Source organism: Falsiroseomonas sp. CW058 (assembly GCF_050563535.1).
GTDB lineage: Bacteria > Pseudomonadota > Alphaproteobacteria > Acetobacterales > Acetobacteraceae > Falsiroseomonas.
The window spans coordinates 1-18,073 of record NZ_JBNXUO010000030.1 but is presented as its reverse complement, the minus strand read 5'-3'; the positions used below and the strand labels follow the sequence as shown (position 1 = coordinate 18,073).

Genomic DNA, 18,073 nt, shown 5'->3' with positions numbered 1-18,073 from the left:
CTCAGCCTTCCTCGGCCATCTCCGCCACCAGCCGGTCCAGCATCCGCACGCCATAGGCGGTGGCGCCCTTCGGCGCGGTCGGCAGGTCCTTCGCGCTCCAGGCCGTGCCGGCGATGTCGAGATGCGCCCAGGGGACGTGGCCGCCCCTGGTGTCGACGAAGCGCTGGAGGAACTGCGCCGCGGTGATCGACCCGCCCGGCCGCCCGCCGACATTCTTCATGTCCGCGATGTCGGACTTGATCTGCTTGTCGTAGGCATCGCCGAGCGGCATGCGCCAGGCCTGTTCGCCCACCGCCTTGCCCGCGGCGGCGATGCGGGCGGCGAGGTCGTCGTCGTTGCTGAACAGGCCGGCATGTTCGTGGCCGAGCGCGATGATGATGGCGCCGGTCAGGGTGGCGAGGTCCACCATGCAGCGCGGCTCGAACCTCTCCCGGCAGTACCAGAGCACGTCGGCGAGGACGAGGCGGCCCTCGGCGTCGGTGTTGATGACCTCCACCGTCTGGCCGGAATAGGTCTTCACCACGTCGCCCGGCCGCTGCGCGGTGCCGGAGGGCATGTTCTCCACCAGGCCCACCAGGCCGACCACGTCTGCCCTGGCGCGGCGGCCGGCGAGCGCGGCCATGAGGCCGACGACGGTGCCGGCGCCGGCCATGTCCCACTTCATGTCCTCCATCCCCGCGGCGGGCTTGATGGAGATGCCGCCGGTGTCGAAGGTGACGCCCTTGCCGATGAAGGCCATCGGCTTCGCCGCCGGCTTCTTCCCCCCGCGCGGCGCGCCCTTCCACTGCATGACGACCAGCCGCGGCTCGTGCTGGCTGCCCTGCGCGACGCCGATCATCGCGCCGAAGCCGAGGCGCTTCAGCTCCTTCAGCCCCATCACCTCCACCTCGACGCCGAGCTTCTGGAGCGCGAGGCAACGATCGGCGAATTCGACGGGGTGCAGCACGTTGGGCGGTTCGCTGACCAGTTCGCGCGTCAGGAACACGCCATCCGCCACCGCGCGCATCGGCGCGAAGGCGGCCTTCGCTGCGGTGGCCGAGGAGGTGGCGATGGACAGGCGTTCGAGCTTCGGCTTGTCCTCCTCCTTCTCCTTCGTGCGGTAGCGGTCGAAGCGCCAGGCGCGCAGCAGCGCGCCCATCGCGACGCCCGCCGCCAGCGCCGGGGACAGCGCATCGGCCGCGACGCAGGCTTCCCGGTCGGAGGCGGTGGCGAGGGCGACGGCGCCGCCCGCGGCTTCCGCCGCCGGGGCATCGACCTCGCCGGACTTGCCGAGGCCGACGGCGACGACCTTGGCATAGGGCCCGACCGCCCAGAGCGTGGTGGACTGCCCCTTGCGGCCCTTGAAGTTCGCCGCCTCCAGCGCGCGGGCGAGCAGGCCGGAGGTGGCGGCATCGGCCTCCGCGGCGAGGCCGGCCGGGGGCTCGCCCTCCGGCAGCAGCAGCACCAGCGTGCCGCCCCGCGGCAGGGCGGCCTTGACGAAGGCGATGTCGGGCATGGGCGTCCGTTCTTCCCCGGGGTGGTGTCGTTCGGGGCCAACCTAGCACCCGCCCCCGCGGGGGCGGCAAGGCGGCACCGGGCCGGCTTGTCGCCCCCGCGGGGGCGGGGGTAAGGGCCAGCGCATGGATGACAGTGACCTGCTGGACCTTGCCGCGCGGCTCGCGCAGCGGGCGGCCGACGCGATCATGGCGGTGCGCGCCGCGGGCTTCGCGGTGGAGGCGAAGCGCGACCTCTCCCCCGTGACGGCGGCCGACCGCATCGCCGAGGCGCTGATCGTCGACGGGTTGCGGGAGGCCACCCCCGGCATCCCGGTTGTGGCGGAGGAGGCGGTGGAGGCCGGCCTGGCCGGCGGCCCGGCGGCCCGCTTCTGGCTGGTGGACCCGCTGGACGGCACGCGCGAATTCGCCGCCGGGGAGACGAGCTTCGCCGTGAATGTCGGGCTGGTGGTGGCGGGGCGCCCGCATCTCGGCGCCGTCGCGCTGCCGGCGCATGGCGAGGTGTTCGGTGGCATCGCCGGGCTTGGCGCCTGGAAGCGCGACGCCGGCGGGCAACGCCCGGTCCGTGCCCGCCGCGCCCCGGCGGAAGGGCCGGTGGTGATGGCCAGCCGCCACTATGCCGACGACCCGCGCATCGCCGATTTCGCGCGGGCGCGGGGGGCGGCGCGGGTGGTGCATATCGGCTCGGCCGAGAAGTTCTGCCGGCTGGCGGAAGGCGCGGCCGATCTCTACCCGCGCTTCGGCACCACCATGGAATGGGACACCGCCGCGCCCGAGGCGGTGCTGCGCGCGGCGGGCGGCGAGGTCGCGCAATGGGACGGCACGCCGCTGCGCTACGGCAAGGACGACTGGCGCAACCCGCCCTTCCTGGCGCGCGGCCTGGCATGACGCGGCTGGTCGCCGATGCCGCGGAAGCCGCCGCCCTGCTCCGCGCGGGCGCGCTGGTGGCGTTCCCGACCGAGACGGTCTACGGGCTCGGCGCCGATGCGCGCGACGGGCGCGCGGTGGCGGCGGTCTTCGCGGCGAAGGGACGGCCGCAGTTCAACCCGCTGATCTGCCACTACGCGGATGCCGAGGCCGCCTTCGGCGATGTGCTGGCCGATGACCGCGCGCGGGCGCTGGCCGCGCGCTTCTGGCCGGGCCCGCTGACCCTGGTGCTGCCGCGCCGGCCGGGCTGCAAGGTGGACCTGCTGGCCGGCGCGGGGCTGGAGACGCTGGCGGTGCGCGTGCCCGCGCACCCCGTCGCGCTCGACCTGCTGCGGCAGGTGGGCGGGCCGGTCGCCGCGCCTTCCGCCAACCGCTCGGGCCAGGTCAGCCCGACCACGGCCGCGCATGTGCTGGCGGGGCTGTCGGGCCGCATCGCGGCGGTGCTGGATGGCGGCGCCTGCGCGGTGGGGGTGGAGAGCACGGTGCTCGACCTCGCGGGTGGGGGCGCGGCGCTGCTGCGGCCGGGCGGGGTCACGGCGGAGGCGATCGAGGCGGTGATCGGCCCGGTCGGCCGGCAGCTGCCGGTGACGGCAGCGGCGGCGACGCGCAGCCTGCGGAGCCCGGGGATGCTGCTGTCGCACTATGCGCCTTCGCTGCCGGTGCGGCTGGGTGCGGGACAGGTGGCGGGGGACGAGGCGCTGCTCGCCTTCGGCCCGGTCGTGCCGGCCGGCGCGGGCGCGATGTGGAACCTCTCGCCCGGGGGTGACATGGAGGAAGCCGCGGCGCGGCTGTTCGCAGGGCTGCGCTGGCTGGACGCGCAGGGCGCGCGCTGCGGATTGAAGGGCATCGCCGCGATGCCGGTGCCCGAGGCCGGGCTGGGTGCCGCGATCAACGACCGGCTGGCGCGGGCGGCGGCGCCAAGGGGGTAGGCGGGGCGCCGCGCAAGGCGATGCGGGCCAGTATCAGCCGGGCGCGGGTCCGCCGCCCTCGCCGGACAGATACGCCGCGGCCGCCGCCGCCACGGCGGGGTTGCCCAGCGCCTCGGGGCGGACGAACAGGGCGTTGAACTGCCATTCGCGCTGGATGTCGGCCAGGACCGGCACCAGCCCTGCCGCGGTCAGGACCGGCAGGATGTCATGCGCGAGCGACTGGCCGGGCCAGCGGGCCACCGTCTCAAGCTCCATGAACAGGGCAACGCAGCGCCGCAGCGTCGCCCTGCCACCCGCGAGGACCTGCGCGACCGCGCCCTCGACGTCGATCCAGATCGCGACGTCGCCCTCCCCCGCCGCCAGGAAGCCGTCGAGCGTGACGGCCGGGACGGTGTAGTGCGCATGCTCGGAGGCGCGGGAATCGAGCAGCACGCTGCCCATCGTGGCCTTCATGGCGTTCTGCCGGATGGGCACGTTGAAGGTCAGTTCCCCCGCGCGGTCCGACACGCATTGCTGCAGGTATTCGACGCCCGCCGCCGCCATCGCCTCGGCATGGCGCCCATGGACCACCGGGTTGGCCTCGAAGGCGACGACGCGCGCGGCCGGCAGAAGGGACTTGATCCCCTTCGAGAAGCTGCCCTCATGCGCGCCGACCTCGAGCACCGTGGCGGGGGCGAGGGCCTGCACCACCCCGGCGACGGCCTGCGTCAGCCGCTGCGCGCCGGCGGCGCGCCCGGCCACCGCGCCGGCCGGGTCGGCGGGCAGGAGGCGCCGCAGCAGCCGCCGCTGGGCATCGATGCCGAAGGCCGCGAGCGCGGCGCCGTCGGCCGCGGCGATCGGCACCTCCGGATGGGCGGGGCGCTGCCGGGCAAGGGCGCGCGCGCGCCAGATCCATTCCAGCGCGAAATCGGCGCAGAATGCCGGCGTGACCGCGGTGGCGCCGCGCGTGACGAGCCGCGCGGTCCGCAGCGCGACGCGGTCGACCCCGTCCGGTGCGGACGCATGGGCGACGAGTTGGATGCAGCAGGGGAAATCCACCTCCTGCAACGGCCGGCCGGCGGCTTCCGCGGTGGCGGCCCAGCGCGGCTGCTGGCGGAAGGCATCGAAATACGGGCTTCCGGCCCCGTCGGCGGGCGGGTCGAAATCCGTGGGTTCCAGCCAGATCGCGGCGCCGCCGTCATCGGCCGGACGGCCGGGCACCGCCTCGGCCGGGGCGATGTCGAAGCGGTGGTCCTCCATCAGCCAGGCGGGGGCATAGCGGTAGCCGTGCGGCGCATCGGCCGCGCGCATGTGCTCGACCAGGCGGCGGTGCAGGATGCCGCCGGGAAGCTGGTGCACCAGGAAGCAGGGCGCGCGCGCCCGCGCCACCTTGCCGAGCGCGCGGCGCTTGCGCAGCAGGTCGAGTGGCGCCCGCGCGGCATCCGTCACCCGTTCGCCCCGGTACGGCACGAACTCGACGCGCGGGTCGTCCATCTCCTCGCAGTCGGGCTTCTCGTGGCCGGTGACCAGCACCGCGAGGTCGGGGTCGGTCTGGCGCAGAATGGAGCGCAGGGTCCAGGCGAAGGCACGGTCCGCCGCGCGGGCCGCCGCATCATCCGGGGCCGCCGCCAGCGGGATGGCGAACACGACAGGCTTCTTCGACGTCATCGGCTGGGTTTCCGTCTGTGATCCGGCGCGGTCGCCGGGCGCCCTTCCCGGGCGGGGCGGGCGGGGCGGGTCACGCCCCGCGCCCGGCATCCCCGGCGCGGCCGGACGTGCCCAGGGCACGCTGCCACGACTTGCTGGTCTTCTTGTAGGAGGCGCCGAAATTCGTCGCCAGCCGGCGATGGAGTTCGGTGAGCGAGACCGAGGTGGAGCGCAGCAGGACCGCGGCGCCGTCGCGGTCGCGCAGCATCTGGTCGATCATCGCGCTGAGTGCCGCCGGGCCGGTCGCCTGCAGCGGGTTGCGCAGGTTCTCGTCGAGGATGTTGCGGACGCAGCGTTCCAGGAAGCGCGCCATCAGCGGGTGGTTCGGCCGCGCATGCATCACGCAGTTGGTCACGCCGCAGGTGGGGCGGTGGGTCTGCACGGTCAGCTGCAGCGGCGTGTTCATCGCGGCGACGAATTCCGCCGTCCGCTCCACCTGGCGCATGTCGCAGTCCATGTAGAGCCCGCCATGGTCGAGCAGGTAGGCGATGCGGAACAGGTCCGACTTCATCGCCGCGTGCCACGCCGCATCATAGGCGCGCACCAGTTCCGCGCCGTGGCGGTCGGCGAGGTACTGGCGCGCCTCCGCCTCGTCGAAGCGGCGGTAGGAGCGGAGCGTGGGCACGCGCGACCACTTCTCCATCTCCGCCGCGACATCGGGCGGGGGGTCGCGGTCCCAGTACTGGAACAGGTCGACCTCGGGCGCGGGCGGGGCGGGCTGGCGCAGCCGGTTCTCCCGCGTCTCCAGGAACATGTGCCAGAAGACGACCTTCCGGCCGGGGTTGCGCCGTTCCCGGCACGCGCGCAGCGCGGCGAGCCCGCCGGCGGTGTCGCCGGTGACGTAGCGGTGCAGCGCACCGTCCACCTCGTCGAGGTCGAGGCCGAGCTGCCGGATCACCTCCTCCCCGCGGTCGAGCCAGCGGTCGCCGTCGCGCACCAGCAGCATGCTGATGACCTCGTAGAAGGCCGGCAGCGCCGGCAGCCCGACCTCGCGCCAGACGCCGAGGAGGGTCGCGAGCTGGGCGTCGTCGGCGCTGACGAGGTGCCGCCAGAGCGCGCGGCGGAAGCGGCCGGTGTCAGGCTTGGGCTGCATGCGGCGCTCCATGGTCGGGTACGGCCCGCCCCCGCGCGGCGGGCCGGCACGGGCGCCGGCCGCGGGGATGCGCCCCGCGCCACGGCATCGACGCCGGTGCGCTGGGGGCGAGGCTCGATGGATGGGGCATGCGGAGTTCCACGATCCCTGCATACACCATCGATGCCCGCCATCAAGCTTGCGCGCCGGCCGCCAGCCGCGGGGCGGGGCGGCCGGCCCGGACCGGCCCGTGGCCGTCAGTCCACCGTGATGCTGGCCTGGCGCACCACTTGCGCCCAGCGTTCGCGCTCCCAGCGGATCAGGCGGGCGAAGCCGGGGCCGTCGAGGGTGGAGGGCTCGGCGCCCTCGTCGCGCAGGCGGCGGATCACCTCGGGGTTGGCCAGCGCCTCGCGCATCGCCGCGAAGAGCCGCGCCTTCACCGGCTCCGGCGTGCCCTTCGGCACCAGGATGCCGTACCAGGCGGTCGCCTTGTAGTCGGGGATGGTCTCGGCGACCGTCGGGATCTCGGGGAACAGCGTCATGCGCGTGTCGCCGGTGACCGCGAGCGGCCGGACGGAGTTCGACTGGATCAGCCCGACCACCGAGGGCAGCGTCGTGATCATGAAGTGCAGATGGCCGGCGACCACGTCGGTCAGCGCCGGGGCGGCGCCGCGGAAGGGGACGTGTTCCGCCTGCAGCCCCGCCATCTGCAGCATCAGCGCCGCCGCGAGGTGGCTGGCCGAGCCGTTGGAGGCGCTGCCATAGGTGATGTCGCCGCGCGCGGCGCGGATCTCGTCCAGCAGCTCGCGCATGTTGCGGGCGCGGGACTTCGGGCCGACCACGACGATCAGCGGCGCGTCGGCGACCAGGCCGATCGGCTCCAGCGCCTGTTCGGGGTCGATCCGCATGTTGCGGAACAGCGACACGTTGACCGACATCGGGCCGTGGTTGCCCATCAGCATCGTGTAGCCGTCGGGACGCGCGGTCGCGACCTGTTCGGTGGCGATGTTGCCGCCCGCGCCGGGCCGGTTCTCCACCACCACGGGCTGGCCGAGGGCGGGGCCCATCGCATTGGCGAGCGTGCGCGCGATGAGGTCGGTGCCGCCGCCGGGCGCGAAGGCCAGCAGGATGCGCAGCGGGCGGTTCGGGAAGGCGGCGTCCTGGGCCATCGCCGGCGCGGCGAAGGGCGCGGCGAGGCTGGTGGCGAGGAGGGTCCGGCGAAGCATGGTGTTGGTCCTTGTTGCGTTGGTCATTCGGCCGCGGCGGCAAGCCGGGCGTGCCCCGGCCAGACGGCGCGGGGGATGAGCAGCGTGCCTTCGAAGATGCGGCGCGCGGTGCGGAGCGTGCCGGCCCAGGCGACCTCGCCCGCCTCGACGCCGATCGGCACCTCCATCACGCCGGAGGGGTGGGCGATGCGCACCACCTCGCCGGGATCGGCCCCGGCAGCCTCCGCCACCACGGTCCCCGCGGTGCGCGACGCGGCGGCGAGCGTGATGCCGCCGGTCACCGCCATGGCGCGGTGGCAGTCATGCGGGGTGAAGTAGCGGGCCGCGAGATGCGCGCCGGCCGGGCCGGGGCCGACCAGGCAGGGCTTCGGCAGCACGCTGTCGGCCACGTCGCCGAAGCCCATGCGGCGGCCGGCCTCCAGGCGCAGCGCCTCGATCCGCGCCATCAGCGCCCGGTCGGCGTCCAGCGCCTCGGGCGGCGCGCCGACATCCGCGCCGAGGGCGGCGGCGGGGACCATCATCATCGGCATCGCGCCGTCGATCAGCGTGACGCGGACGCCGCCGATCTCCTCCGCGCGGTGGCCGGAGGGGAACATCGTGCCGGTCTTGCTGCCGGCGACGTCGCGGAAGCGCAGCATGACGGGGGCGGCGGTGCCGGCGACGCCGGGGATCTCCGCCATGCCCTCATAGGTGACGGCGCCGCCCGGGGTCTGGACCACGGCATCCACGCGGGTCTGCGTGTTGACGTTCAGGATGCGGACCACCGTCTCCCCCTCCCGCGCGGGGACGAGTCCGGCCTCGATCGCGAAGGGGCCGACGCCGGCCAGCATGTTCCCGCAGTTCGGGCGGGTGTCGACGATGGCGCGTTCCACGTCCACCTGCGCGAACAGGTAGTCCACGTCGATCCCCGGCGCGGCGGAGCGGGAGACGATGGCGACCTTGCTGGTCAGCGTCCGCGCGCCCCCGATGCCGTCCACCTGCATCGGGTGCGGCGAGCCCATGGCGGCGAGCAGCACGGCATCGCGCAGCGCCGGGTCGGCCGGCAGGTCGGACGCCAGGAAATAGGGGCCGCGGCTGGTGCCGCCGCGCATCAGGACGCAGGGGATGCGGGTCTGCATGGGGGGCCTCCGGTTCCGGGCGCTATGTGGCGCAGGGCCGGGGCGGGGAAAAGGGCGGCGGGCGCATGGCCGGGTGGCGCCGGGATGTGCCCCCCTCCCCCGGCGGGTGGCGGGAGAGGGGGGCGGCGAGGTCAGGGGGCCACGGCCGCGTCCCAGTTGCCGCTGGCGTCGAGGCCGAAGCGGACCGCGCCGGACAGCTTCGCCTCGCCCAGGAAGGCCTCCACGAAGGCATGGGCGATGGCGCGGCCGCGGGGGACGGCCATCGCCTGCTCGATCCGCATGAAGCCGCCGGGCAGCACGCGGAAGCCGGGATGGGCGGCGGCATGGGCTTCCAGCGGCTGGCGGACGCCGGCCAGCATGTCGAGCCCCTGGTCGAGGAACAGCGCCAGCGCATCCTCCCCGGTCGTGCCGTGGACCAGCCGCGCATGCTTCAGGCTGCGCGAGAGGTGCAGGTCATAGGCGGAGTTCCGGCCGGCCGCGATGCGGAGCCCGGGCGCGTCGATCGCCGCGACATCGACGATCGGGCTGTCGGCGCGGACCAGGCAGGTGCCCTCGATCACCACATAGGGGGTGGTGAACATCACCTCCTCCGCCCGCTTCGGGTCGCGCGCCAGGAAGCCGATGTCGCAGGCCCCGGAGGCGAGCGCGGCGAAGGCCCCGCCCGCAGTGTCGAAGGGGTGGAGATCCACCGGCAGGCCGAGCCGCCGGCCGAGCGCGTGGGCGAGCGCGGCGGAGACGCCGCCGATGCGCCCGTCCGGCGTCCGCAGCGCCAGCACCGGGTTGCCGAGGTTGATGGTGGCCCTCAGCCGGCCCGTCGGCGCGACCTCCGCGGCGATCGACATGCACGTCCCCTTCCCTGTCCGAATCCGGCGCGCAGTCTGGCGCGGCCGGGGCGGCGCGGACAGACGGGCGACGACATGGACGGCAGTTGACAGGCGGGTGACGCCGCCGCCACAAGCGCGCCGCCTGCATGGGAGACCCCGCCATGACGCCCCGCCTGCCGAAGCGCGCCCTTCTCGCCGGGGGTGGCGCCATGCTCGCCGCCGCCGCCCTGCCCGGCGCCCGCCACGCCGCGGCGCAGACGCCGCGCAGCGCGCTGGTGATCGCCGCCCAGATCGACGACCTGGTCGCGATCGACCCGCACCATTCCTTCGAGGTGACGGGCAGCGACCTGCTGAAGAATGTCTACGACCAGCTCTTCACGCTGGACCCGGCGAAGGACAGCGCGGAGCTGCAGCCGGCGCTCGCCGAGGGGTTCACGGTGTCGGAGGACGGGCGGACCTTCACCTTCCGCATCCGCCAGGGCGTGCGCTTCCATTCGGGCAACGCGCTGACGGCGGCGGATGTCGTCTTCTCGCTGCGGCGGCCGCTGCTGATCAACCGCACGCCGGCCTTCATGTACCGATCCGTCGGGCTGACGCGGGAGAACATCGAGCAGACGGTGCGCCAGACCGGCGAGTTCGAGGTGCAGGTCACCTTCGACCAGCCCTATGCGCCGAGCCTGATCCAGAACCTGTTCACCGCCACCATCGCCAGCGTGGTGGACATGCGGCTGGTGCAGCAGAATGCCGGGGATGACCTGGGCAATGCCTGGCTGAACCGCAACTCCGCCGGATCGGGCGCCTATCGCCTGACGCGCCACCAGCCGAACGAGAGCTACACGCTGGACCGCAACGACGCATGGTGGCGCGGGCGGGCGAACCTGCAGCGGGTGATCGTGCGGCACGTCCCGGAAGCGGCGACGCAGCGGCTGCTGCTGGAACGCGGCGATGTGGACGTGGCGCGCAACCTGACGCCGACCGACATCGCGGCGCTGCGCGGCCGGCCGAACATCGGCATCGCCGAATGGCCGCGCGGCACCATCCAGTATGTCTGCGCCAATCTCGGCGACCCGGTGCTGTCCAACCCGAAGGTGGTCGAGGCGCTGAAGTGCCTGATCGACTACGAGGGGATCGCGACGAACCTGCTGCCGGGCCAGGTCTTCCCGCACCAGTCCTTCATCCCCCGCGCGATCCTGGGCGAGGTGGACAGCCGCCCCTGGCGCTTCGAGCCCGACCGTGCGCGGCGCCTGCTGGCGGAAGCCGGCCATGCGAACGGCATCCGCCTGACGCTCGACACCGCGAACACCTTCCCCTCCCTCGACGTGGCGCAGGCGCTGCAGGCGAGCTTCGCGCGCGGCGGCGTGACGCTGGAGGTGCTGCCGGCGACGGGGGCGCAGGTGCTGGCGAAGTTCAGGGCGCGCAACCACCAGCTTTTCATCGGCATCTGGGGGCTGGGCTACCCGGACCCGCACTACAACGCCGACAGCTTCGCCCACAACCCGCCGGGCGGGAACAACCCGGGCAAGCTGACCTGGCGCAACAACTGGTCCATCCCGGAGATGACGGCACGCACCGAGGCCGCCATGCGCGAGCGCGACGAGGCCGCGCGCGCCGCGGTGTACCGCCAGATCCAGGAAGAGTTCATCGGCACCTCCCCCTTCGCGATCTTCGCGCAGCAACAGGTGCAGGTGGCGCTGCGGACGAATCTGCGCGGCTACCTCGCGAGCTCGCCGGGTCTGTCGGCGATCTACTGGCTGGCGAACAAGGGCTGAGGCGGGTGGCGGGGGCGGGAGCCGGGGCGGCGTGACCTCCGCCATGCGCCAGCTTCCGGGCTTCGCGCTGCAGGTCGCGCTGACGCTGCTCGGCCTGCTCGCGGTCACCTTCCTCATCGGCCGGGTCGTGCCGATCGACCCGGTGCTGGCCGTGGTCGGCGACCAGGCGCCGCGCGACGTGTACGAGGCGGTGCGGCGGGAACTCGGGCTCGACCAGCCGCTGGCAGTGCAGTTCGGCATCTATGTCCGCAGCGTGCTGGCGGGCGAGTTCGGGCAGTCCCTCGTCACCAACCGCCCGGTGATGGAGGACATCGCGCGCGTCTTCCCCGCGACGCTGGAGCTGGCGACCTTCGCCACCGTCATCGGCGTCGCGCTCGGCGTGCCGATGGGGGTGGCGGGCGCGGTGTGGCAGGACCGCTGGCCGGACCAGCTGGTGCGGGTGATCGGGCTGGTCGGCTATTCGGTGCCGATCTTCTGGCTGGGCATCGTGGGGCTGCTGGTCTTCTACGGCATCCTCGGCTGGGTGGAGGGGCCCGGGCGGCTCGGCGTCTTCTACGAGGACCTGGTGCCGGCGGTGACCGGCGTGATCCTGCTGGATGCCGCCATCGCGCGCGAGTGGGAGGTGTTCCGCAACGCGCTCGGCCACGTCGTCCTGCCTTCCGCCGTGCTCGGCTACTTCTCGGTCGCCTACATCGCGCGCATGACGCGGGCCTTCATGCTGGAGCAGCTGAGCCAGGAATACGTCGTCACCGCCCGCGCCAAGGGCGTGTCGGAAGCACGGATCGTCTGGCTGCATGCGGGGCGCAACATCGCGGTGCAGCTGGTGACCGTGATCGCGCTGTCCTATGCGCGGCTGCTGGAGGGCGCGGTGCTGACCGAGACGGTCTTCGCCTGGCCGGGGCTCGGCCGCTACCTGACGACCGCGCTGCTCGCGGCCGACATGAACGCGGTGCTGGGGGCGACCATCGTGGTGGGCCTCGTCTTCGTCGGCATCAACCTGCTGTCCGACCTGCTGTACCGCCTGCTGGACCCGAGGGCACGATGAGCGGCTGGCGCGACGCGCTGCTGACGGACACGCCGGCTTCGCGGGGGCAGGCGCGGCTTGGCGCCTTCTACCGCGGCTGGCTGCGCTTCCGGCGCAACCGGCTGGCGGTGCTGGGGCTGCTGATCGTGGTCGCGCTGGTGCTGGCCGCGGCCTTCGCGCCGGCGATCGCGACGCACGACCCCCATGCGCAGGACCTGGCGCGGCGGCTGCTGGCACCGGGCGCGGGGGGGCACCTGCTCGGCACGGACGAGTTCGGGCGCGACATCTTCTCCCGCCTCGTGCACGGGGCGCGCATCACGCTCTACATCGTCGTCCTCGTCGCGCTGATCGCGGCGCCTATCGGGCTGCTGGTCGGCACCGCGGCGGGCTACATGGGCGGCTGGGTGGATGCGGCGCTGATGCGGGTGACGGACGTGTTCCTCGCCTTTCCCAGCCTGATCCTGGCGCTGGCCTTCGTCGCCGCGCTGGGGCCGGGGATCGAGAACGCGATCATCGCCATCGCGCTCACCTCCTGGCCGCCCTATGCGCGCATCGCGCGGGCCGAGACGCTGACCATCCGCGGCAGCGACTACATCGCGGCCGCGCGGGTGCAGGGGGCGGGCACGGGGCGCATCCTGTTCGGCCATGTCATGCCGCTCTGCGTCTCCTCCCTCACCGTCCGCGTCACGCTCGACATGGCGGGGATCATCCTGACGGCGGCGGGGCTCGGCTTCCTCGGGCTCGGGGCGCAGCCACCGATGGCGGAATGGGGGGCGATGGTGTCGGCCGGGCGGCGCTACATCCTGGACCAGTGGTGGGTGGCGACCATCCCGGGGCTCGCGATCTTCGTCGTCAGCCTCGCCTTCAACCTGCTGGGCGACGGGCTGCGCGACGTGCTGGACCCGAGGGCGGCGAAGTGACGCCGCTGCTGGAGGTCGAGGACCTGCGCATCACCTTCCCGACGCCGACCGGCCCCTTCCAGGCGGTGCGCGGCGTGTCCTTCGCGCTGGGGCGCGAGAGGCTGGGCATCGTGGGGGAGAGCGGGTCGGGCAAGTCGCTGACCGGGCGCGCCATCCTGCGGCTGCTGCCGCCTTCCGCGCGGCTGGAGGCGAAGCGCCTGGCCTTCGCGGGCACGGACCTGCTCACCGCCTCCCCGCGCGCGCTGCGCGGCATCAGGGGCGCGCGCATCTCGCTGGTGCTGCAGGACCCGAAATACTCGCTGAACCCGGTGATGACCGTCGGCGCGCAGATCGCCGAGGCCGCGCGCATCCATGGCCGGCTTTCCGCGCGGGAGGCGCGGGAGAGGGCGCTGGCGATGCTGGAGGCGGTGCGCATCCGCGACCCCGCGCGGGTCTTCGGCCTGTACCCGCACGAGGTGTCGGGCGGGATGGGCCAGCGCATCATGATCGCGATGATGCTGGTGCCGGAGCCCGACCTGCTGATCGCGGACGAGCCGACCAGCGCGCTCGACGTCACGGTGCAGATGCAGGTGCTGGCGATCCTCGACGACCTGGTGGCGCGGCGGGGGATGGGGCTGATCTTCATCAGCCACGACCTCGACCTCGTCGCGTCCTTCTGCGACCGCGTGCTGGTGATGTATGCCGGCCGCGTCGTGGAGGAGCGCGCGGCGCGGGACCTGGCGGGGGCGACGCATCCCTACACGCAGGGGCTGCTGCGGAGCCTGCCGCGGCTCGACGACGACAGGGCGGAACTGCCGGTGCTGTCGCGCGACCCTGCCTGGCGGGAAGGCCCCGCGCCGTGATCTCGGTGCGCGACCTGTCGGTGAGCTTCGGGCGCGGCGCGGGCGCGACGCATGCCGTGCGCGGCGTGTCCTTCGAGGTGGCGGAGGGCGAGAGCTTCGGCCTGGTGGGGGAGAGCGGCAGCGGCAAGTCCACCGTGCTGCGGGTGCTGGCGGGGCTGAACCGGGACTGGGCCGGGCGGGCGGCGGTCGCGGGGGTGGATGTCGCGTCGCGCGACCGGCGGCTGCCGCGCATCGCGCAGATGGTGTTCCAGGACCCCTACGCCTCGCTCCATCCCCGCCACACGGTGGACCGCGCGCTGTCCGAGCCGCTGGCGATCCACGGCATCGGCGACGCGGGCGCGCGGGTGGAACGCGCGCTGGCGGATGTGGGGCTCGGCCCCGCCTTCCGCTTCCGCTACCCGAACCAGCTGTCCGGCGGGCAGCGGCAGCGGGTCGCGATCGCGCGCGCGCTGATGCTGGAGCCGCGGGTGCTTCTGCTGGACGAGCCGACCAGCGCGCTCGACGTCAGCGTGCAGGCGGAGATCCTGAACCTGCTGAAGCGCCTGCGCGCGGCGCGGGGGATCACGCTGCTGCTGGTCAGCCACAACCTGGCGGTGGTCGGCCACATGTGCGACCGCCTGGCGGTGATGAACCGCGGCCTGGTGGTGGAGGAGATGGACGTGGCGACCCTGCGCCGCGCCGCGCCGCGCGAGGCCTATACGCGGCAGCTCCTGCTGGCCAGCCGCGGCTACGACCGGGCGGTGGCGGCGGCGATGGTGAGCTTCGACTGACGCCCGGGCCGGGCTTCAGCGAAAGCCGAGGAAGCCCAGGATCGCCAGCACGATCACCACCAGGCCGACGATGTAGATGATGTTGTTCATGGCGGGCGTCCTCCTTTATGCCGCCGCAACAACGCGGCCCGGGGCCGCGTGGTTGCCGGGGCGGCGGCGGACGGTCCGCCGGCCTGTCAATCAAAAAGCAAGCGATGCGGCGCTTCCCTTTCCCGGACCGAACGGGCAGGGTGCCCACAAACAAGGGGGCTCGCCTTGGCGGAGTTCTGGGAAGAATGGGGGGCGCTGGCCTATGTCGCGGCCGCGATGTGGGCCTTTTTCGAGGGCGAGACCTTCGTGCTGGTCGCCGCCGCCGCAGGCGCGACGACGGGGCTTATCGACCCCTGGGTGCTGATGGTGTCGGTCTGGCTCGGCTCCTTCGCGGGCGACCAGACCTGGTTCACGCTCGGCCGGCGCTTCGGCCCGGCGGCGGTGAAGCGCATCCCGGGCGCCGAGAGACGGGTGGCGCAGGCCTCCGCCCTGCTCGAGAAATACGGCACGCTGTTCGTGCTGACCTTCCGCTTCCTCTACGGCATCCGCAACGTGGCCTCCGCCGCCTGCGGCATCGCGCGGATGGACTGGGGCCGCTTCGCCGTCCTGAACTTCATCGCGGCCGGCATCTGGGCCGCGAGCTTCACCTGGGCGGGCTGGTTCCTCGGCGCGCTGCTGGGGCCGGAGCGGCTGCTCTGGGGTCTCGCCGGGGTCGCGGTGGCGGTCATCACCGTCTTCGTCCTGCGCCGCCTGCTGAAGCGCCGGCGCGCCGTGGTGGCCAGCGGATAGGCCGGCTCGGGCCTGGCCGGGCGCCGCCGCGCGCCCTCGTCACATCCGCGCATCCCGGGAGAACCCGGAACGGTCGCCGGACGCTTCACTCAGGCCGGCAGCCCGCGGCGCCCCCGCCCGGCCCGGCCGGGAGGATCGCGGCCGATGACCGAGCGCAAGCCCCTGTCGCTCCATGTGCCCGCCCCACCCGGGCGGCCGGGGGACAAGCCGGATTTCAGCCACATCGCCATCCCCCGCGCGGGCGAGGTGCGGCGCCCGCCGGTGGATGCGGACGCCCATGCGATCCATGACCTGGCCTATTCCATCATCCGCGTCCTGAACCGCGAGGGCGAGGCGGTCGGGCCCTGGGCGCCGGGGCTGGGGGCGGAGGCTCTGAAGGACGGGCTGCGCGCGATGATGCGGACCCGCGCCTTCGACGCGCGGATGATGATGGCGCAGCGCCAGGGCAAGACCTCCTTCTACATGCAGTGCACGGGGGAGGAGGCGGTGGCCTGCGCCTTCCAGGCGGCGCTGTCCCGCGGCGACATGAACTTCCCCACCTACCGCCAGCCCGGCCTGCTGATCGCCCAGGACTGGCCGCTGGTGGAGATGATGTGCGAGATCTTCGGCAACGAGCGCGACCCGCTGCGGGGGCGGCAGATGCCGGTGCTGTATTCGGTGAAGGAGGCGGGGTTCTTCTCGGTCTCCGGCAATCTCGGCACGCAGTATGTCCAGGCGGTCGGCTGGGCGATGGCATCCGCCATCAGCGGCGACACGCGGGTGGCCGCGGGCTGGATCGGCGAGGGGTCGACCGCCGAGAGCGACTTCCACGCGGCGCTCGTCTTCGCCTCCGTCTTCCGCCCGCCGGTGGTGCTGAACATCGTCAACAACCAGTGGGCCATCTCCTCCTACCAGTTCGTGGCGGGCGGGGAGGGCGCGACCTTCGCCTCCCGCGCGCATGGCTACGGCATCCCCGCGCTGCGCGTGGACGGGAACGACTACCTGGCCGTGCATGCGGTGGCGTGCTGGGCGGTGGAACGCGCGCGGCGCAACCTCGGCCCGACGCTGATCGAGCATGTCACCTACCGCGCCGGGCCGCATTCCAGCTCCGACGACCCGTCCCGCTACCGGCCGAAGGAGGAGAGCGACGCCTGGCCGCTCGGCGACCCGATCGAGCGGCTGAAGAAGCACCTCCTCGTCCTCGGCGCCTGGAGCGAGGAGCGCCACACGCAGCTGCGCGCCGAGATCGAGGAGGAGGTGCTGGCGGCGCAGCGGGAGGCGGAGCGCCACGGCACGCTGCAGACCGGCCCGCACGCCCCGGCCGCCACCATCTTCGAGGACGTCTACAAGGAGATGCCCCGCCACCTGCGCGAGCAGCGCCAGGAGATGGAGGCCTGACATGCCCCGCATGACGATGACCGAGGCGATCCGCGACGCGATGGACGTGGCCATGGAGCGGGACCGCCGCGTCGTCGTCTTCGGCGAGGATGTCGGCTATTTCGGCGGCGTCTTCCGCTGCACGGACGGGCTGCAGCGCCGGCACGGCGCCCATCGCTGCTTCGACACCCCGATCTCGGAGACGGGGATCGTCGGCGTGGCGGTGGGCATGGCGGCCTATGGGCTGCGGCCGGTGGCCGAGATCCAGTTCGCCGACTACATGTATCCCGGCTACGACCAGCTGGTGTCGGAGGCCGCGCGGCTGCGCTACCGCTCGGCCGGGGACTTCACCGCGCCGATGGTGGTGCGGATGCCCTGCGGTGGCGGCATCTTCGGCGGCCAGACGCACAGCCAGAGCCCGGAGGCGCTGTTCACCCATGTCTGCGGGCTCAAGACCGTCATCCCGTCCAACCCGCATGACGCGAAAGGGCTGCTGATCGCGGCGATCGAGGACGACGACCCGGTCATCTTCCTGGAGCCGAAGCGCATCTACAACGGCCCCTTCAGCGGCCACCACGACCGCCCTTCCGTACCCTGGGCACGGGACCCGCGGTCCGAGACGCCGGAGGGGCACTACACCGTCCCGCTCGGCCGCGCCGCGGTGGCGCGCGCGGGAACGGAGGTGACGGTGCTGGCCTACGGCACGATGGTGCATGTCGCGGAGGCGGCGGCGGAGGAGGCGGGCGTGGATGCCGAGATCATCGACCTGCGCACGCTGGTGCCGCTCGACACCGAGGCGATCGAGGTGTCGGTCCGCCGGACCGGGCGCTGCGTGATCCTGCACGAGGCGACGCGGACCTCGGGCTTCGGGGCGGAGTTGTCGGCGCAGGTGCAGGAACGCTGCTTCCGCCACCTGGAGGCGCCGATCCTGCGCGTGACGGGCTGGGACACGCCCTATCCGCATGCGCAGGAATGGGACTACTTCCCCGGCCCCGCGCGGGTCGGCCGCGCGCTGCGGCGCGTGCTGGCGGAGGGCGGCTGAGATGGGCGCGACCTTCGTCGTCAAGGTCCCCGATATCGGGGAGGGCGTGGTGGAGGCGGAGCTGGTGGGCTGGCACGTCAAGCCCGGCGACCTGGTGCGCGAGGACCAGATCCTGGCCGAGGTGATGACCGACAAGGCGACGGTCGAGATCCCCGCGCCCTGCGCCGGCACCGTGACCGCGCTTGGGGGCGAGGTGGGCGCGAGGCTCGCTGTCGGCGGCGAGTTGCTGCGGCTGGAGGCGCTGGGCACGGCGCCG

At 73.5% G+C, this 18,073-nt stretch carries 17 protein-coding genes; 11 read left to right on the top strand and 6 right to left on the bottom strand.

Going from position 1 to position 18,073, the window contains the following annotated elements; translation table 11 throughout:
* Window position 1: 1 nt before the first annotated feature.
* On the bottom strand, window positions 2-1,495 hold the full coding sequence (locus ACK8OX_RS20040) for a leucyl aminopeptidase (protein ID WP_430666013.1): 1,494 nt from the start codon (window positions 1,493-1,495) through the stop codon (window positions 2-4).
* Between the two features lie 124 nt (window positions 1,496-1,619).
* Between ACK8OX_RS20040 and cysQ the strand changes: the two genes are divergently transcribed.
* Entirely contained in the window at window positions 1,620-2,381 is a 762-nt protein-coding gene (cysQ, locus tag ACK8OX_RS20035) for a 3'(2'),5'-bisphosphate nucleotidase CysQ (RefSeq protein WP_430666012.1), read from the top strand.
* Window positions 2,378-3,349, top strand: a complete 972-nt coding sequence (locus ACK8OX_RS20030; RefSeq protein WP_430666011.1) for an L-threonylcarbamoyladenylate synthase — start codon at window positions 2,378-2,380, stop codon at window positions 3,347-3,349. Before cysQ ends, ACK8OX_RS20030 begins: the two co-directional genes overlap by 4 nt.
* 33 nt (window positions 3,350-3,382) lie before the next feature.
* Here the strand turns inward: ACK8OX_RS20030 and ACK8OX_RS20025 are convergent, their stop codons facing one another.
* From ACK8OX_RS20025 to ACK8OX_RS20005, 5 genes are all read right to left on the bottom strand, one after another.
* Window positions 3,383-4,996, bottom strand: a complete 1,614-nt coding sequence (locus ACK8OX_RS20025) for an FkbM family methyltransferase (protein WP_430666010.1) — start codon at window positions 4,994-4,996, stop codon at window positions 3,383-3,385.
* A 70-nt stretch (window positions 4,997-5,066) separates the two neighbouring features.
* Window positions 5,067-6,128: a glycosyltransferase family 32 protein gene (locus tag ACK8OX_RS20020; RefSeq protein WP_430666009.1), complete on the bottom strand. Its 1,062-nt coding sequence runs from the start codon at window positions 6,126-6,128 to the stop codon at window positions 5,067-5,069.
* A 236-nt stretch (window positions 6,129-6,364) separates the two neighbouring features.
* The gene (locus ACK8OX_RS20015) at window positions 6,365-7,333 is read right to left on the bottom strand and encodes a Bug family tripartite tricarboxylate transporter substrate binding protein (RefSeq protein WP_430666008.1); all 969 of its coding nucleotides are present in this window, start codon (window positions 7,331-7,333) and stop codon (window positions 6,365-6,367) included.
* A gap of 23 nt (window positions 7,334-7,356) precedes the next feature.
* Window positions 7,357-8,451: a 4-oxalomesaconate tautomerase gene (locus ACK8OX_RS20010; protein WP_430666007.1), complete on the bottom strand. Its 1,095-nt coding sequence runs from the start codon at window positions 8,449-8,451 to the stop codon at window positions 7,357-7,359.
* A 131-nt stretch (window positions 8,452-8,582) separates the two neighbouring features.
* On the bottom strand, window positions 8,583-9,293 hold the full coding sequence (locus tag ACK8OX_RS20005) for a transporter substrate-binding domain-containing protein (protein ID WP_430666006.1): 711 nt from the start codon (window positions 9,291-9,293) through the stop codon (window positions 8,583-8,585).
* Window positions 9,294-9,436: 143 nt separating this feature from the next.
* On the opposite strand from ACK8OX_RS20005, the gene ACK8OX_RS20000 reads away from it, so the two are divergent.
* From ACK8OX_RS20000 to ACK8OX_RS19960, 9 genes are all read left to right on the top strand, one after another.
* Window positions 9,437-11,044, top strand: a complete 1,608-nt coding sequence (locus ACK8OX_RS20000; RefSeq protein WP_430666005.1) for an ABC transporter substrate-binding protein — start codon at window positions 9,437-9,439, stop codon at window positions 11,042-11,044.
* 31 nt (window positions 11,045-11,075) lie between these two features.
* Window positions 11,076-12,089: an ABC transporter permease gene (locus ACK8OX_RS19995; RefSeq protein ID WP_430666004.1), complete on the top strand. Its 1,014-nt coding sequence runs from the start codon at window positions 11,076-11,078 to the stop codon at window positions 12,087-12,089.
* Complete coding sequence (locus ACK8OX_RS19990; RefSeq protein ID WP_430666003.1) at window positions 12,086-12,988, top strand: ABC transporter permease; 903 nt, start codon at window positions 12,086-12,088, stop codon at window positions 12,986-12,988. Before ACK8OX_RS19995 ends, ACK8OX_RS19990 begins: the two co-directional genes overlap by 4 nt.
* Window positions 12,985-13,830, top strand: coding sequence for an ABC transporter ATP-binding protein (locus tag ACK8OX_RS19985; protein WP_430666002.1), 846 nt, complete (start codon window positions 12,985-12,987; stop codon window positions 13,828-13,830). Before ACK8OX_RS19990 ends, ACK8OX_RS19985 begins: the two co-directional genes overlap by 4 nt.
* The gene (locus ACK8OX_RS19980) at window positions 13,827-14,600 is read left to right on the top strand and encodes an ABC transporter ATP-binding protein (RefSeq protein WP_430666001.1); all 774 of its coding nucleotides are present in this window, start codon (window positions 13,827-13,829) and stop codon (window positions 14,598-14,600) included. Before ACK8OX_RS19985 ends, ACK8OX_RS19980 begins: the two co-directional genes overlap by 4 nt.
* A 255-nt stretch (window positions 14,601-14,855) precedes the next feature.
* Window positions 14,856-15,419, top strand: coding sequence for a DedA family protein (locus ACK8OX_RS19975; protein WP_430666000.1), 564 nt, complete (start codon window positions 14,856-14,858; stop codon window positions 15,417-15,419).
* A gap of 144 nt (window positions 15,420-15,563) precedes the next feature.
* Window positions 15,564-16,796, top strand: coding sequence for a 3-methyl-2-oxobutanoate dehydrogenase (2-methylpropanoyl-transferring) subunit alpha (locus ACK8OX_RS19970; RefSeq protein ID WP_430665999.1), 1,233 nt, complete (start codon window positions 15,564-15,566; stop codon window positions 16,794-16,796).
* A gap of 1 nt (window position 16,797) precedes the next feature.
* Window positions 16,798-17,817 (top strand): alpha-ketoacid dehydrogenase subunit beta, encoded by a 1,020-nt coding sequence (locus tag ACK8OX_RS19965; RefSeq protein ID WP_430665998.1) that lies wholly within the window; start codon window positions 16,798-16,800, stop codon window positions 17,815-17,817.
* A 1-nt stretch (window position 17,818) separates the two neighbouring features.
* Window positions 17,819-18,073, top strand: a 255-nt coding sequence (locus ACK8OX_RS19960) for a biotin/lipoyl-containing protein (RefSeq protein ID WP_430665997.1), incomplete at its 3' end; no start/stop codon positions are given.

Bases quoted from the DNA above. Each gene is read 5' to 3' on its own strand.
- ACK8OX_RS20040 (WP_430666013.1), bottom strand. From the start codon at position 1,495: ATGCCCGACATCGCCTTCGTCAAGGCCGCCCTGCCGCGGGGCGGCACG.
- cysQ (WP_430666012.1), top strand. From the start codon at position 1,620: ATGGATGACAGTGACCTGCTGGACCTTGCCGCGCGGCTCGCGCAGCGG.
- ACK8OX_RS20030 (WP_430666011.1), top strand. From the start codon at position 2,378: ATGACGCGGCTGGTCGCCGATGCCGCGGAAGCCGCCGCCCTGCTCCGC.
- ACK8OX_RS20025 (WP_430666010.1), bottom strand. From the start codon at position 4,996: ATGACGTCGAAGAAGCCTGTCGTGTTCGCCATCCCGCTGGCGGCGGCC.
- ACK8OX_RS20020 (WP_430666009.1), bottom strand. From the start codon at position 6,128: ATGCAGCCCAAGCCTGACACCGGCCGCTTCCGCCGCGCGCTCTGGCGG.
- ACK8OX_RS20015 (WP_430666008.1), bottom strand. From the start codon at position 7,333: ATGCTTCGCCGGACCCTCCTCGCCACCAGCCTCGCCGCGCCCTTCGCC.
- ACK8OX_RS20010 (WP_430666007.1), bottom strand. From the start codon at position 8,451: ATGCAGACCCGCATCCCCTGCGTCCTGATGCGCGGCGGCACCAGCCGC.
- ACK8OX_RS20005 (WP_430666006.1), bottom strand. From the start codon at position 9,293: ATGTCGATCGCCGCGGAGGTCGCGCCGACGGGCCGGCTGAGGGCCACC.
- ACK8OX_RS20000 (WP_430666005.1), top strand. From the start codon at position 9,437: ATGACGCCCCGCCTGCCGAAGCGCGCCCTTCTCGCCGGGGGTGGCGCC.
- ACK8OX_RS19990 (WP_430666003.1), top strand. From the start codon at position 12,086: ATGAGCGGCTGGCGCGACGCGCTGCTGACGGACACGCCGGCTTCGCGG.
- ACK8OX_RS19970 (WP_430665999.1), top strand. From the start codon at position 15,564: ATGACCGAGCGCAAGCCCCTGTCGCTCCATGTGCCCGCCCCACCCGGG.
- ACK8OX_RS19965 (WP_430665998.1), top strand. From the start codon at position 16,798: ATGCCCCGCATGACGATGACCGAGGCGATCCGCGACGCGATGGACGTG.